The organism is Wenyingzhuangia gilva (assembly GCF_030519655.1).
Lineage (GTDB): Bacteria > Bacteroidota > Bacteroidia > Flavobacteriales > Flavobacteriaceae > Wenyingzhuangia > Wenyingzhuangia gilva.
Genome location: NZ_JAUMIT010000001.1, coordinates 1,042,879 through 1,058,381, shown reverse-complemented (window position 1 = coordinate 1,058,381; position 15,503 = coordinate 1,042,879). Strand labels below are relative to the sequence as shown.

General features: G+C 32.1%; 13 protein-coding genes. 2 read left to right on the top strand and 11 right to left on the bottom strand.

Annotation, left to right across the window (positions count from 1 at the left end; genetic code table 11):
- Positions 1–13: 13 nt before the first annotated feature.
- The 8 genes from QVZ41_RS04780 to QVZ41_RS04745 all read right to left on the bottom strand — a co-directional run bounded on the left by QVZ41_RS04780 (position 14) and on the right by QVZ41_RS04745 (position 9,898).
- Positions 14–1,411, bottom strand: coding sequence for an OmpA family protein (locus QVZ41_RS04780; RefSeq protein WP_302883403.1), 1,398 nt, complete (start codon positions 1,409–1,411; stop codon positions 14–16).
- 94 nt (positions 1,412–1,505) lie between these two features.
- Entirely contained in the window at positions 1,506–4,622 is a 3,117-nt protein-coding gene (locus QVZ41_RS04775) for a UvrD-helicase domain-containing protein (protein ID WP_302883402.1), read from the bottom strand.
- A 63-nt stretch (positions 4,623–4,685) separates the two neighbouring features.
- On the bottom strand, positions 4,686–5,126 hold the full coding sequence (locus tag QVZ41_RS04770) for a hypothetical protein (RefSeq protein ID WP_302883401.1): 441 nt from the start codon (positions 5,124–5,126) through the stop codon (positions 4,686–4,688).
- A 77-nt stretch (positions 5,127–5,203) separates the two neighbouring features.
- Positions 5,204–6,364: a metal ABC transporter permease gene (locus tag QVZ41_RS04765; RefSeq protein WP_302883400.1), complete on the bottom strand. Its 1,161-nt coding sequence runs from the start codon at positions 6,362–6,364 to the stop codon at positions 5,204–5,206.
- Entirely contained in the window at positions 6,361–7,470 is a 1,110-nt protein-coding gene (locus QVZ41_RS04760; RefSeq protein ID WP_302883399.1) for a metal ABC transporter permease, read from the bottom strand. Before QVZ41_RS04760 ends, QVZ41_RS04765 begins: the two co-directional genes overlap by 4 nt.
- Positions 7,471–7,477: 7 nt before the next feature.
- The gene (locus QVZ41_RS04755) at positions 7,478–8,215 is read right to left on the bottom strand and encodes a metal ABC transporter ATP-binding protein (RefSeq protein ID WP_302883398.1); all 738 of its coding nucleotides are present in this window, start codon (positions 8,213–8,215) and stop codon (positions 7,478–7,480) included.
- A 98-nt stretch (positions 8,216–8,313) separates the two neighbouring features.
- Positions 8,314–9,228: a metal ABC transporter solute-binding protein, Zn/Mn family gene (locus QVZ41_RS04750; RefSeq protein WP_302883397.1), complete on the bottom strand. Its 915-nt coding sequence runs from the start codon at positions 9,226–9,228 to the stop codon at positions 8,314–8,316.
- Between the two features lies 1 nt (position 9,229).
- Complete coding sequence (locus tag QVZ41_RS04745) at positions 9,230–9,898, bottom strand: metal-dependent transcriptional regulator (protein WP_302883396.1); 669 nt, start codon at positions 9,896–9,898, stop codon at positions 9,230–9,232.
- Positions 9,899–9,991: 93 nt separating this feature from the next.
- Between QVZ41_RS04745 and QVZ41_RS04740 the strand changes: the two genes are divergently transcribed.
- Both QVZ41_RS04740 and recA read left to right on the top strand, forming a co-directional pair.
- Complete coding sequence (locus QVZ41_RS04740) at positions 9,992–12,307, top strand: TonB-dependent receptor (protein ID WP_302883395.1); 2,316 nt, start codon at positions 9,992–9,994, stop codon at positions 12,305–12,307.
- A 218-nt stretch (positions 12,308–12,525) separates the two neighbouring features.
- On the top strand, positions 12,526–13,545 hold the full coding sequence (gene recA / locus QVZ41_RS04735) for a recombinase RecA (protein WP_302883394.1): 1,020 nt from the start codon (positions 12,526–12,528) through the stop codon (positions 13,543–13,545).
- 73 nt (positions 13,546–13,618) lie between these two features.
- Here the strand turns inward: recA and gldC are convergent, their stop codons facing one another.
- From gldC to gldB, 3 genes are all read right to left on the bottom strand, one after another.
- Positions 13,619–13,969 carry a gliding motility protein GldC gene (gldC, locus tag QVZ41_RS04730; protein WP_073118241.1) on the bottom strand — a complete coding sequence of 117 codons (351 nt, stop codon included), beginning with the start codon at positions 13,967–13,969 and terminating at the stop codon, positions 13,619–13,621.
- 80 nt (positions 13,970–14,049) lie between these two features.
- Positions 14,050–14,505, bottom strand: coding sequence for a MepB family protein (locus QVZ41_RS04725; RefSeq protein ID WP_302883392.1), 456 nt, complete (start codon positions 14,503–14,505; stop codon positions 14,050–14,052).
- Positions 14,505–15,464: a gliding motility lipoprotein GldB gene (gene gldB / locus QVZ41_RS04720; RefSeq protein WP_302883391.1), complete on the bottom strand. Its 960-nt coding sequence runs from the start codon at positions 15,462–15,464 to the stop codon at positions 14,505–14,507. The genes QVZ41_RS04725 and gldB overlap by 1 nt, the downstream gene beginning before the upstream one ends.
- Positions 15,465–15,503 lie beyond the last annotated feature (39 nt).

Here is a 15,503-nt window from a genome sequence, read left to right as displayed (position 1 = left end):
TAAAAAGTTTTTATTATTCAGATTCTATTGTCGACAAAACTACTCGTCTGTTTAAAGCTCTACCTGTGGCAGTCTTATTACTTGCAATTGGCTTGGTTTCTCCATAACCAATAGCATGTAAACGCCAATGATCAATTCCTTTTGAAGTTAAATAATCTACAACTGCTTGCGCTCTTTCTTGAGATAATTTTAAGTTTTTAGCATCATCTCCAGAACTATCGGAATGTCCTTCAACGTCAAAACGCACTCCATCAAACTCTTTCATTACTTCAACAATAATATCCAAAGTCTCTGTCACACCTGCTTTAAACTCTGACTTACCAGAATTAAATTGAATTGTTTTAGCGTAAGCTCCTAATTCCTTTTTTGCTTCTTCTGTTAACTGAACAGGACATCCTTTATTTGTTTTAGGACCTTTTTCGTTAATACAATTATCTAAATTATCTGTTACTCCATCACCATCGGTATCTGGCCAAGGGCATCCATTATTTTCAATAGGCCCAAATGTATTAGGACATTTATCGTTGTTATCAGACAATCCATCTTTATCAGAATCTGGACAACCTGCATCCTTAGCATCACCCGCTAAATTTGGACATTGATCCTCTGAATCAATCACTCCATCTCCATCGGTATCTGGACAACCCTTAGTTGCCTCTGTTCCTGCTAAATCAGGACAAGCATCATCTTTATCGGCAATTCCATCACCATCTATATCAGAACATCCAAACAACTCAGGTTTACCAGCAATTTGAGGACACAAGTCATCAGCATCTAACACTCCATCTCCATCTGAATCTTTAGCTCCAAACCTAATCACTAAGGAAATTGAGTGTTGAAAATGATAATCCGCAATATAAATTGTATTTCCCAAATCAGAATCTCCAAATAATGCATTTGTTTTATATGATGATTCAAAATTTAAACCTACCGAATTATTAAACCAGGTATTAAAACCTATAGAGGGAGAAACTGCTGCAGCCATATCTTCATCAACCCAAAAAGTACCTACGGCAAATTTTGCATAAGGATCAAACCAACCTGTTTCACCAAACAATTTATTTAAATCATACCTTAAACCTAAATCTAAAGAATAGTATGATTTTTCTGAAACCTCACCTGAGGGAATTTCATCAATAGAATTGATAGCTCCTGTAAAATCTGCAGTAAAACCATTGTCTAAGTATTTTGCAACATAAAGTCTTGACAATACTGGCAAGGCATTTACATCTGTTAAGCCCACATAATCTTTTATTTGGTTTCCTAAATTAGAAATACCATAAGGAGTTAAATCAACTAAATTTACTCCTACTCCAATAGCCCATGGATGGTTTTTGTCCTGAGCTTTCATACTTATAGAAGTCAATGCAAAAACCCCTAAAAGCGATAATGTTAATTTTAATCTTTTCATAATGTTTTGTTTTTCACGAAAGTAGTGAAAAATAACATTAACCAAGAAACAATATCAACTTTTAATAACAATTAAACACTTAAATAACAAATGTTTACAAACTAAAAACATCTACTAAATCATTACAATAAACTAATAATTTTGCTTTAACAAAATACCCCAACCCTCTTAAGATATTAGCATAATTGTTTATTTGAAGTTCATGTGATTTACTAAAAGCTCCTGTTTTATAATCTATTATTACAGCTTCATGATTGTAAAAAACAACCCTATCCATAATATTTATTTCTCCGCTTTGCGTTAAAAAAGATCTTTCGGTATAAACTTCTAATCCTTCTTGATAATAATTTGTCAACTCTGGATGACGAATAACATTTTGCAACAATTGTTTTGCCTTTTTAGACACTTCAAGCGGCAAACCTTGCTGATCTATATAATTATTAGCTAAATCAAGGTCTTTAATAGATATTATTTTTTCAAAAGCTTTGTGAATTAAGTTTCCATATAACCTTGCTTCATCTTCATCTCCTTCATTTTGTACAATAAAAATTTGATTATTTTTTTTATCAACACTAAAAAATTCTTCTAACAAATAATCGTGTTCTGATTTTTTTGTAGATGACAATCTTTTATTGTTTCCAATCTCATATATTGTCTCAATATTTTTTTGAAACATATATTCTTTAAAGTAATCTGAAAATTGTTTTGGTGTATCGGCACTCTTCTTTTTAGTATCACTTAAAATATACAATTGCTCTTCGGCTCTAGTTAAAGCAACATATAAAAGATTAAAATTATCTAACTGAATTTCTGCATTCAGCTTACTTAAATGATCTTCTCCTTGTTTTCCATACAAAGCCAACTTACTTGATGCTTTTATTTGGAAACTTTCAAATCCATTAAACAAATCACTTTCATTGGTTTGATACCATATTTTTTCTCTATTGATGTCTTCTGTATTTAAATCAAAAGGAAAAATAACCACTGGAAACTCCAATCCTTTGGATTTGTGAATGGTCATAATTTGCACCGCATTTTCACTTGGAGCCACTTCTACCTTTAAGTTCTTTTTTTTCTTATCCCAATAAGCTAAAAACATTTGTAAACTCCCAGACTCTTTGAGTTGATATTGTAAAATCACATCTAAAAAAGCCTGTACAAAAACATCTGATATGTTCTGAAAACTAAAAGTTCTGATTAAATATTCCAATCCATCATATAAAGACAATGAGAAAAATGCTGTTAAACTAAAATCAACTCCTAAATAAGCAAATAAATCTTTAGGGTTGGTTTTTGACAAACAATCTTCATAAAATTCATGTTCCGGAATTTTAATATTTAAATGATCATATAAATAATATAAGACTTGAATCAAAACTTCTTTGTCTTCTGGATTTTCTAACCATCGTAATAAAAAAACAAATACCTGAACTACCTTGTTGTTTTTTAACAACAAACTGTCTGGAGAAATGACTTCAATTCCTTTAGACACCAAATAATCAGCTACGACTATTCCATCATTCTTTTTTCTTGTTAACACACAAATATCACCATAGTAAAAACCTTTAGATTTTATCTCTAAAATCATTTGATGTATTTTTTCTGGGTACACTTCATGTGCCACAAACTCTTCTTCTCTTTCAAAAACTTCTAAACGCACATAACCACCTTGCTTGGAATTTGTTTGTTGATGTTTTTCCTGAGCATAAATATCTTGATAAGCAGGTTCTTTTATATAGGAAGATAAAAAAGCAAAAAAGTCGTTATTAAAATTGATGACATTGCTATAGCTTCTATAGTTTGTTCCCAAAGTCACCACTTTTTTATCTACGTGAAATAAATCATGATTGTCTTCATCGGAAAGCGCTACAAATTGTGATGCTTTTCCTCCTCTCCATCTATAAATAGATTGCTTGGCATCTCCCACCAACATTAATTGTCCGTTTCCTTGAGACAAAGCATTGGCAATTAACGGAATTAAATTTTCCCATTGTAATTCGGAAGTATCTTGCATTTCATCAATAAAAAAATACTGAAATTTTTCTCCCAAACGTTCATAAATAAAAGGAACAGGTTCGTTCTTTATTTGCTTACTGATCACTCGATTAAACTCAGCATTTACACAAATATTATTTTCCTCTTTTAAATGCGTATATTCTTTGTTGATGTGACTCAACACCGCTAAAGGAACCAATGACTTTAGTATTTTTTTAACCAAAAAATATTGTCCAAAATGAGTAGCCATTAATTGTTTAGACAATTCGTAAAAAGGATATAAATCATTTTGAATCGCATCTATTTTATCTCTGTCTTCTAGTTTTTTTGGATCTTTTGGTTTTGCTTTTGCATAAAAACTCCCGGTATCAAAACACTTTTCAACAGTCTTAATGGCAATTTCTTCTTCTTTATCATTCCATCCCGAAATAAACTTCTTAAAATAATTAGGAACTGCGCTAGAAGTAAATGAACTATGCGTAATATCATTTTCATCAATCAAATCAATGGCTTGCTGACCTATTTCTTTAAACGCTTTTTCGGTATCACTTAAATAAGTTCTTAGCTTTTTTTCTAAAGCGGTAAAATCAGATAAATTGGTATTGATCAACTTAGAAACCTCCACTTCATTTTCTTCATTTAACAATAATCTGGCAACAGAAACTAAAGAATCTGTGATGTTCCAAGATTTATCATCTTCAACCAAATCCAACGTATATTTTACCAAAATTTCAGTTAAATCTTTGTCCTGTCCAATTTTAGAAATTAACAAATCTATGGTTTCTTCTAATAACGGATCTGTATCCATTTCAACCTCAAAATCTAAAGGTAATCCTAAGTCTAAAGAAAACGTTCTGATTAACTTATGGGTAAAACTATCAATGGTATTGATATGAAAACTAGCATAGTTGTATAGAATGTTTTTTAAAATTCGTTGTGATTTTTTTTGAACTATTTCAGGAACTAGTCCTGTTTCTTTTAACAAATCACTAACAATATTATTTTCTACATTTTGTGAAGCATCTTTTAAAGTTTTTAGCACACGCTGTTTCATTTCAGCAGCTGCTTTGTTGGTAAAAGTAATTGCCAGGATTTTCTGAAATTCAAACTCATTTTTAGCCACTAAAAGAATTTTTAAATATTCTTTTACCAACGTAAATGTTTTTCCACTTCCGGCTGATGCATTGTAAACTTTAAAAGGACTTTCTGAAATCATAGCATAAAAAAAAGAGATTGTCTAAATTAAACAATCTCTTTTAATATAAGGTTAAAATAAGAATTACTCTTTGGTTCCATTTGCTTTTCTAATTGCTTTGGCAAAGGTTTCTAAATCAGCATTAGAGGCCGCTAATTCTACAGCGGTTTTCACAACTTCTTGATGTGTCTTTAATGGAAATCCAATTCCAACAGCTAATTTCTCTAGTAATTTAAGTGATAACTCATAAGAATCTTTATCTACATGTAACATGTTAGCCAAAGCATATAATCTTTCTATTCGCTCTTCATAATCTGAAGGCGGATTTAGTGGATATTGATCTGGATTACGAATGATACTCCTAAAGACCAAATCACTAATTCCTAAATCCTTTTTTATTTTCTTTAACAATGTAATTTCTTCTCTTGACAACTTATCATTTGATCTTGCTATTTTAACAATGCTTGCTAAGTGACCTCTATTGGTTCTTTGAGTTCCACTCAAAAATATATTTAAAATTGACATATTATATGCTTATTTAAGGGTTATCTATTAAAAATAGTATTTAATACATAATAATACAATATTTAAGCCAAAATAATCTACCCTCTAAACAGGAAAAAGTTTTGTTTGATTCCTTCTAATTCTGAGTTTTTATTATCCGATATATAAGAAATTGCTTTTTCCGTAAAAGATAACCCTTTCACTGTTAAATTAATAACTCCGTCTTCAATCTCAATCATGTTATTTTGACTAGCCAATTTCAATACTTTTTTAGCTCTTTGTTTTGTCCAATTGATATGCTCTTGTAAGTGATTGATATTTCTTTCACTCTCATCTTCATGATTTGCCAAATGCAACATAAACACCAACATGGCTACTTCTGTTTTTTGTTGTTTGGTTTTATACCATTGTGAGATATAACCTTTGTTGGGAGCGAACAAATACACCACAAAAAACAACAAACCTAAAACAGTAGCAATGGTTCCTGCAATGGATGTGTCTAAAACATGCGCTACCCAATATCCTGTAATAGATGCAAAAATTCCAACCAAAGAAGATCCTATTAACATCTTTTTTAAATTGGTGGTTAGTAAATACACACAAGCAGGAGGCACAATCATAAACGCCACTACCAAAATAGCTCCAATAGCATCAAAAGCTCCCACCGTTGTTACTGATGAAATGGTCATCAATCCATAATGAATTCCAATAGGTGTAAAGCCCAAGGAAGCTGCTAACCCTGCATCAAACGTGGCAATTTTTAATTCTTTATAAAACATCATCAACATGATGATAGAAACTGATAAAATGGTTCCAATCATCCAGAGTGATTTTGGTCCCATGTCTATTCCGTTATACATCCATCTATCAAAAGGAGCAAAAGCAACTTCTCCTAACAAAACTGCATCTACATCTAAATGCACATCTCCTGCATTTCTGGCTATTAAAATCACTCCTAAACTAAAAAGTGCTGGAAACACCAGACCAATAGCGGTATCTTCTTTTACCAATCCAGTTTTCTGAATATATTCTACCAACACCACCGTTAACACTCCTGTTAAAGTTGCCATCAATATTAATAAGGGCGATGCTAAATCTTGGGTGATAAAAAAACCAATGACAATTCCAGGTAAAATAGAATGACTGATGGCATCACTGATTAAAGCCATTTTTCTAAGCACCAAAAAAACACCTGGCAAGGCACAAGCCACAGCCACCAAACTCAATATGATTTGTATTTCTAATTGTGCGTTAGTCATGACTGATTTGTATATAAATTTTTAGCAGTATCAAATCCTTTTTCTGTTAAAGACCAATCTCCTTTGTCTAAAAGAATCAATTCTTCAGATTCTAAACTTTTTAAGCTCTTACGCGTATATCCCTGAAAGTTATTCAACAATTGAATTTTATGTGGATGAGAAATATTTTCGTGGTTTTTAGCGATGTTATACATAAATAATAAAGTCTTCATCAACTTTAAATCGTTTCTGTTTTTCCATAATTTAATTTGTCTAAACAACAAACCTCTAATGGGAGAAAACACAAATGAAATCATCACAAAAACAGTCGCAATCAATACGATCACCGGTCCTGTAGATAAATTATTAGCACTAGCACTAATAGCAGTTCCCAACACTCCAGAAGTCGCTCCAAAAATACCTGCCAAAAATACCATTTTAGACAAACTATTCGTCCATTGTCTAGCTGCAGCTGCAGGAGCTAATAACATAGCACTCATTAGCACCACTCCAACAGTTTGTAATCCCAGCACAATAGCAATCACAATAAATGATGTCATTAAAGTATCTATAAACTTTACATGAAATCCTAAAGTTGTGGTGTAATCTGCATCAAACAAAACCATTTTAAACTCTTTCCAAAACAACAAAACAACAATTAATGCAATTCCTGCAATGGCTGACATCAACCAAACATCACTTGCCAATAAAGTAGCTGCCTGACCAAATAAATATTTTTCTAATCCCGACTGATTTGCATTGGGTAATTTTTGAATATAAGTTAGTAACAACATTCCAAAACCAAAAAAAGTAGATAAGACCACTCCCAAAGCAGTATCAGATTTTAAATGGGTTTTTGATATAATTCCTTTGATAAAAACAGCGCTTACCAAACCACTTAATAAAGCTCCGAACAACAAACCATTATTATTTTTTACGCCTAAAACTAAAAACACAATGGCAATTCCAGGTAACGAAGCATGAGAAATGGCATCACCCAATAAACTTTGTTTTCGCAATACCGCAAAACTCCCCAACACGCCACACAAAGCACCTAATACTGCCGTTCCTAGCGTGATGATTTGCAAAGTGTAATCCATCATTAATAAATCAAAATATTGTTTCATCTCTTAATTATTCTACAATACTTGTTTTGTAATTAATTCCGTAAGTCTTAGTTAAATTGTCATCATTAAAAATTTGTGCTACAGGACCTGTGGCAATTTTTTTGACATTTAAAAAGGTAACCCAATCAAAATATTCTGGAACGGTTTGTAAATCATGATGCACCACCACCACTGTTTTTCCAGCTTTCCTCAACTCTTTTAAAATCTGAATAATGGCTTTTTCAGTAGTAGCATCAACTCCCTGAAAAGGTTCATCCATAAAATAAATGGCTGCATTTTGTACCAAAGCCCTAGCCAAGAAAATTCGTTGTTGCTGTCCTCCAGACAACTGAGAAATTTGTCGATCTTGAAACGTCAACATCCCTACTTTTTCCAAAGCCTCTAAAGCCAATTTCTTTTCAGCTTTCCCAGGCCTTTTAATCCATCCCAAAGAACCATAAGTTCCCATCATGACTACATCTAAAGCTGTGGTTGGAAAATCCCAATCTACACTCCCTTTTTGAGGTACATAAGCCACCAAATGACGTTGTTTTTTGTATGGCTTTTCATAAACCGTTACCGTTCCCGCCAAGGGTTTTATAATATCTAAAATAGATTTTAACAAGGTAGATTTTCCTGCTCCGTTAGGACCAACAATAGCCATCAATACTCCTTCTGGAATTTGCAAATCAATATCCCACAACACAGGTTTGTAATTATACGCTACCGTTAAATCATCAATAGCAATCGCAATTTTATCTTCCATTTTTTTATGAGCTCTTGGCTATTAGCTTTTAACTATTAACCTCTATTTTTAATAATTCCCTATCATTCTAGTCACTACTTGTAATTAGTAGTCAAAGACTATTTTAACGCATTCACAATGGTATTCACATTGTACTTGTACATTCCTATATATTTTCCAGTTTCTTCCGATGGATTTCCCAAGGCATCTGAAAATAACTGTCCCCCAATTTTAACCTCATGCCCTTTTGATTGAACCGAAGCCTGTAAAGCCTCTACCGTTCTTTTGGGCACAGAACTTTCTACAAAAATGGCTTTTACTTTGTTCTTAATGATAAAATCAGAAATACGCTGTACATCTTTTACTCCTGCTTCAGTTGCCGTTGATAATCCTTGCAACCCTACTACCTCAAAATCAAACTCTTTTCCAAAATAAGAAAAAGCATCATGTGCGGTCACCAAAATTCTTTTTCCCTTTGGTAGGCTTTGAATTACAACCGTCATTTCTGTTTTTAGCTTTTCTAATGCTTTTAAATAAGCAGCTCCATTTTTTTGATAAACATCTTTATTTTCAGGATTTGCTTTTGATAAAGCTTTTATCAATCCATTTGTAATTGTTTTCCAGTTCTCAATAGAAAACCAAATATGTGGATCGTGAGAGCTTGCAAACAATTCTGAATTGATGATTTGATTGTGCGATAAAAAATCACCCAAAGCAATGGTCTGTTTTCCCATCTGATTCATTTTTTCAAACACATCTACCAACTTTCCTTCTAAATGCAAACCGTTGTATACTATTAAATCTGCCTGACTTAATTTGGTTACATCTCCTTCCGAAGCTTTGTACAAGTGAGGATCTACTCCTGCACCCATAATTCCTTTTACCTCAATAGCATCACCTCCTAAAACTTTTACCAAATCGGTAATCATGGTTGTTGTTGTAACTACCGTAAATTTTTCGTTCTCTTTTTTGACTGATGGTTTACAAGCTACTAAACTTGTAAAAAACACAATAAGTGCTATAATTTTTCTCATGTTAATCGTTTTGTTTTACGTACAAATTGCTAGAGATTTGTTGTGATATTGATATTTTTTGACCTTCAATTAACAACATCATAGAATGATCAAAACTTTCTTTATGCAATACTTTTATTTCTACTCCTAATTTAATTTCTGCATTGTCTAAATACTTTAAAAAAGCACTTGAACTATCTTTTACCCCAACAATTTTACTTTCATCTCCTTCTTTTAAAGCTGATAAAACCGTAATATTTCTTTTGATAAAATTTCCATCTTTATCTGGAATTGGATCTCCATGAGGATCATATCTAGGAAAATCTAAAAACGCATCTAGTCCATTGGTTAATTTTACTGACTTTACATGCTCTAACTGCTCTGCTACTTCGTGAACTTCATCCCATTGAAATCCTAAATGACGAACCAAAAACACCTCCCAAAGTCTGTGTTTCCTGATAACGTGTATCGCAATTTCTTTTCCTTTACCCGTTAAAGAAACTCCTTGATACTTTACATAATTCACCAAATCTTTTTCGGCCAATTTTTTAATCATATCGGTTACAGAGGAAGCTTTGGTTGCTAACTTCTCCGCAATTTTATTAGTACTTACCGCTTTGTTACTCACAACAAACAAACTATATATAGCTTTTAGGTAATTCTCTTCTGTTTGTGACAAATCTAATTCCATTATTACAAAGATATAAATAAAAACAACAACAAGTTTTAAAACTATTTTTAGACAAGTCTAAAAAATTATATAGATTTGCAAAAAATAATTTTAATGAAGTCAATAATTATATCTTTTTTAATATTTACTGCTGCTATTGTTCATGCACAACAATCTTATCTAAACGGTAAAGTAACATCCAAAGGAAATCCTATTCTTGCAAACATTACCATTAAAGAAGACAACAAAACCATTAGTACTAATTTAAACGGAGAATATTCAATAACAACTACACCAGGAATTCACACTATTACAGTATCTGCTGTTGGTTATAAAAATCAAGAAACCAAATTGATGCTTTCTAACAACGACATTCAAATGTTAAATTTTGAACTGAAAGAAGACATTCTAGGATTAGACAAAGTTGTAGTTACTGCAACAAGAGGATATTTAAACAGAAAAAAAGCTCCTGTTATTGTTACTGTAACAGATGCAAAAGTTTTAGAAGCTACCCAAGCGGTTAGTCTATCCGAAGGGTTAAACTTTCAGCCTGGATTAAGAATGGAAACCAATTGTCAAAACTGCGGAACATCGGAAGTAAAAATGAATGGACTTGGAGGCTCTTACACTCAAATTTTAATTGACAGTCGTCCTATTTTTAGTGCATTAAACAGTATTTATGGACTAGATCAAATTCCTGCAAACATCATCAAACAAATAGAAGTAGTTCGTGGCGGTGGCTCTGCCCTTTATGGCTCTAACGCTATTGCAGGAACCATTAACATTATTACCAAAGATCCATCAGAAAACAGTTTTGCTATTGGAAGCAATTTAGCTTTGATAGACGGTAACACTCAAGACAAAACCATTACTTTTAACGGTACTGTTATTAACGAAGATTATGATACTGGAATTGCCCTTTTTGGAATGAAGCGAAACCGAGAGGCTTATGATGCCGATCTAGATGGTTTTACGGAAATCACCGAAATGGAAAACACTTCGTTTGGCCTAAAAGCTTTTACAAGACCCACAAATAGAAAAAAAATTACAGCAGAATTTAATGCTAATAACGAATACCGAAGAGGAGGAAACAATTTGCATTTACTCCCATTTTTATCGGATGTTACAGAACAAATAGAATCTACTGTTGTATCTGGAGGATTAACTTATGAATATTTAAGCTCTAGCAAAAAAGATAATTACTCTATATACACCTCAACTTCTATTTCTAAAAACAAAAACTTCTATGGAGGGTTAGCTGGCAATACTCCTACCGAAGCTAATATCAAAAAAAGCATAAGAGGTTATGGAAAATCTAAAGACATCACCATTGTTACAGGAACTCAATACGCTCATAAATTTGATAAGTTTTTAAACAATACAGGTACTTTTACTGGGGGTTTAGAATACAAATACAATGATATTGATGATCGCAAAGAAAATCCAGATTTTGAACCCATTTTACAAACGACTTATATTTTAGGAATTTATGCACAACAGGAATGGATAATTAACAGTAAACTTAGACTTTTGGGAGGATTAAGAGGTGATATCCACAATTTAGCCGAAGAGTTCATAGTCCTTAACCCAAGAGTTAATATTCTATATAGTATCAACAACAATTTAAGATGGAGAACTAGTTATGCCAAAGGTTTTAGGGCTCCGCAAATTTATGGAGAAGATGTACATTCTGGATTAGCAGCAGGAGAAATTAGTAGAATTAGAAATGCCGATGGATTAAAATCTGAAACTTCTCATAGTTTTTTAACTTCTTTAGACTGGACAAAAGAATTAACTAACGGCGATTTTTCTTTGGTTACAGAGTTATTTTACACAAAACTAAACAATGCCTTTGCCTTAGAACAAGGAACCCAAACCGCTCCAGATTCAGGAATTTTTGAATGGATAAGAGGTAATTCTACCGGAGCAAAAGTGTATGGTGCTAATATTGAATTAAAATATGCTCCAAACATAAAATGGTTATTTCAAGCAGGAGGAACTATTCAGCGCTCTTTATACAATAAAAAAGTGGCATGGTCTGAAGATGAACTTGACCAAGCCACTAGAAAATTTAATAAAACCCCGAATATTTATGCCAACTTCGTAGCAACTTTTGCTCCAACAAAAACATTCCAAAACAATTTATCTGGAGTATTTACTGGCCCTATGTATGTACAACATTTAGCAGGGTTTATTCCTAAAGATAAACTAGAAAAATCTCCTTCCTTTTTTGAGTTAAACTGGAAATCTTCTTATCAATTTTTTATTGATGATCACAAACACATTTATTTTGAAGTATCAGGAGGAATACAAAACATCTTTAATGCTTATCAAAATGATTTTGATCAAGGAGTAGATAGAGATGTAACTTATATTTATGGACCTCAAAGACCAAGAACGTTTTTTGTAGGATTAAAATTTGGAATGTAAACTTGTTTTATAATTAGAACAGACTTTGATATGTGTGCTGATTTCACACACACTTTATATCAAAGAAAATCAAATAGAAAATAAAAACAATAAAATACTGATTAACAGTAATATATTTGTTTAAAATCAATTCTATTCAAAAAAAGAAACAAGAGATGGTTATCCTACATAAATTCGTATTTTAGCTAACAATCAAAATAAATAAAAAGAGAGTCAAAATGGCAAAAGAGACGAACGAAAAAGATGCAAAGTTAAAAGCGTTACAACTTACTTTAGATAAATTAGACAAAACTTACGGTAAAGGTGCCGTGATGAAAATGGGAGACATGGCCGTACAAGATGTAGAGGTAATTTCTTCTGGATCTTTGGGAGTTGATTTAGCTTTGGGTGTGGGTGGATATCCTAAGGGACGTATTATTGAAATTTTTGGACCTGAATCTTCTGGTAAGACAACTTTAACTTTACATGCCATCGCAGAAGCCCAAAAAGCAGGTGGTATAGCTGCTTTTATTGATGCAGAACACGCTTTTGACCGTTTTTATGCTGCTAATTTGGGAGTTGATATTGACAACTTAATTATTTCTCAACCAGATCACGGAGAACAAGCCTTAGAAATTGCTGAGAACTTAATTCGCTCTGGAGCTATTGACATTGTAGTAATTGACTCGGTAGCTGCCTTAACTCCAAAAAGTGAAATTGAAGGAGAAATGGGAGATTCTAAAATGGGATTACACGCTCGTTTGATGTCTCAAGCATTAAGAAAATTAACAGGAACTATTAGTAAAACCAAGTGTACAGTAATATTTATTAACCAATTACGTGATAAAATTGGAGTAATGTTCGGAAATCCTGAAACTACCACTGGAGGAAACGCTTTAAAATTCTATGCTTCTGTTCGTGTAGATATTAGAAGAAGAACTCAATTAAAAGATGGAGATACCGTGATTGGTAACGCAACCAAAGTAAAAATTGTAAAAAACAAAGTGGCTCCACCATTTCAACAAGCAGAATTTGACATTATGTACGGAGAAGGAATTTCTAAAGTAGGTGAAATTTTAGATATTGGAGTAAACTACGGAATTATAAAGAAAAGTGGTTCTTGGTTTAGCTATGGAGAAACCAAATTAGGTCAAGGTAGAGATGCCGTAAAAGGTTTAATTAAAGACAATCCTGAATTGGCAGAAGAGCTAGAAGCAAAAATTATTGATGCTATTAAAAATCCTGTTGAAGAAATTTAATCTTTTACAGATCTCATAAAACAAAAAAAGACCGATAGCAGTGCTATCGGTCTTTTTTATATCAGAAAGATTCTTAATTCTTTTTAGTCTTGTCTTCCAATTCTAATTTTTCTGCAAAATACTCACAAAAATCTCTCATGGTTGCAGACATCTTTTCATCGTTGGTTGCTCTTTCAAAAGTATCAGCCATTTGTACCAATGTTTGATGAAAAAACACTTTCATTTCATCTACAGGCATTTTTTTTGTCCATAATGGTAAATACAAAGTTTCTTTTTCTTTACTATCCCAAACAGAAATCAATGTTGCTTTAGAAGAATCCTTGGTTACTCCTCCATCAGTTGCAGACCAATGAATGGTTTCTGGAATTTTATTTTCATCAAGTCCTATTTCAAACTCTATTTTTGATTTATGCGCTACTGCCATCTTCTTAAATTTTGAATGGCAAAGATAAAGAATTTGTTTTCGATAGCATGACGATGAAAATCATTCTTAAAATAAATACATCAATCAGGATCCTCATTAACTTCATAAAAATAATCAGATTGCCATTTTTGTGTATTCAAAGCCTGTTTACTTGTAAGCTCATCTTTTGGCACATAAACCCTAAATGCTCTTTTGCCTTCTTTTTGACTGGTAGAAAGAATTCCCTTTTCAATTAATATTTGCTCTGAAAAAAGAAAAAAACCTGTATTCTGATAAATCTTTACCAAAAAATAGTCAATTTCATCTTGTTCATGAAAAGGTTCAATAACTCCATTTTTATCTCTTTGATAAAAAGTTACAAACTGACCTTTTTTCTTAGGCGTTATTTTAGAAGTTCTACTTACGATTTGTTTTCCTTTTAACAAAAATCTACAAGCCTTATATTCTTTACTCTCAGTTTCTAATACAAAATCAGTGAGTTTTACATTAACATCATCAAAAACTTTTGATTTAATTTCACTTAGTAAATCTTCCATTATTTTTTTGGTTTATACCCTGATTGATTTAAAATAGTCTGTGCATCTAAATCGATTAATTCTTTGGCAGAAACCTGATTTTTTTTCATATATGCCCTTACTATTTGCAATCCGGTATACTTAGCAATTGCTCCAGGAGAATCCCTATCAATTGAAGTATAAAATTTAGAAAAAGGAGCTACTTCTAAAAATCGTTGTCTTAGTTTACTATCATTACTATACAACAATTCATTTTTAATAAAAAAAGCCCAAACAGTAACTTCATTCAATTTAGCCCAAGCAAGTTTTTTTGTTGTATATCCTAGTTTTATTTCATCATTAACATTTGGTAAAAACAAATCTAACAAGTACATTTTTTTACCTTCAAAAATCATTTGCCCCAAGAAAGTACGGTTCTTATTAAAAGGATATTTATTATCAATTATTTTTTGAGCAATAGCGGAGGTCATGTGTTTTGGCGTAAACGTTTCTGACAAATATTTTGCATATCCCCCATACACTTCATTTTCTTTTCCTAAAAACATATCTAAAGAAACCAACAATAAAGTATCGGCATACAAGACTCTATCTTGATAAGAAACTCCCGTAATATCTGTTACCACCGTAGGAGTTTTAAAATCTTTAAAATAATATTTGATGTGTTTAAACAATTCATCAATCTCCTTTTCCTGAGGCTTAAAATCACCATAAACTTTTTTTACCTCTTTGTATAAAAATTGCTGACTAGTATCTTTCATCCTTTCCAACACCAATTCATCAGGCATTTGCTTAGGAAACATATAAGGGAATTCAGACTTTAACTTAGGTAAATCATTGGGGCTTGCAGTAAACAAGACATCATGAAACAAAGCAAACTGAGTATCTGTTTTAACCTTTGCAATTTCTTGTTCTGTTTTATTAGTTGATGTACAAGCAACTAACATTAAAAATATAAAAGATAAGCAAAGCCACTTTTTCATGCTATGGTATATTTTGATTAAGTTTGTAGTAACCTCAAC

What these genes read in the sequence shown, in the direction of transcription:
- QVZ41_RS04780 (WP_302883403.1), bottom strand. Translation starts at nt 1,411, where the DNA reads ATGAAAAGATTAAAATTAACATTATCGCTTTTAGGGGTTTTTGCATTG.
- QVZ41_RS04775 (WP_302883402.1), bottom strand. Translation starts at nt 4,622, where the DNA reads ATGATTTCAGAAAGTCCTTTTAAAGTTTACAATGCATCAGCCGGAAGT.
- QVZ41_RS04770 (WP_302883401.1), bottom strand. Translation starts at nt 5,126, where the DNA reads ATGTCAATTTTAAATATATTTTTGAGTGGAACTCAAAGAACCAATAGA.
- QVZ41_RS04765 (WP_302883400.1), bottom strand. Translation starts at nt 6,364, where the DNA reads ATGACTAACGCACAATTAGAAATACAAATCATATTGAGTTTGGTGGCT.
- QVZ41_RS04760 (WP_302883399.1), bottom strand. Translation starts at nt 7,470, where the DNA reads ATGAAACAATATTTTGATTTATTAATGATGGATTACACTTTGCAAATC.
- QVZ41_RS04755 (WP_302883398.1), bottom strand. Translation starts at nt 8,215, where the DNA reads ATGGAAGATAAAATTGCGATTGCTATTGATGATTTAACGGTAGCGTAT.
- QVZ41_RS04750 (WP_302883397.1), bottom strand. Translation starts at nt 9,228, where the DNA reads ATGAGAAAAATTATAGCACTTATTGTGTTTTTTACAAGTTTAGTAGCT.
- QVZ41_RS04745 (WP_302883396.1), bottom strand. Translation starts at nt 9,898, where the DNA reads ATGGAATTAGATTTGTCACAAACAGAAGAGAATTACCTAAAAGCTATA.
- QVZ41_RS04740 (WP_302883395.1), top strand. Translation starts at nt 9,992, where the DNA reads ATGAAGTCAATAATTATATCTTTTTTAATATTTACTGCTGCTATTGTT.
- recA (WP_302883394.1), top strand. Translation starts at nt 12,526, where the DNA reads ATGGCAAAAGAGACGAACGAAAAAGATGCAAAGTTAAAAGCGTTACAA.
- gldC (WP_073118241.1), bottom strand. Translation starts at nt 13,969, where the DNA reads ATGGCAGTAGCGCATAAATCAAAAATAGAGTTTGAAATAGGACTTGAT.
- QVZ41_RS04725 (WP_302883392.1), bottom strand. Translation starts at nt 14,505, where the DNA reads ATGGAAGATTTACTAAGTGAAATTAAATCAAAAGTTTTTGATGATGTT.
- gldB (WP_302883391.1), bottom strand. Translation starts at nt 15,464, where the DNA reads ATGAAAAAGTGGCTTTGCTTATCTTTTATATTTTTAATGTTAGTTGCT.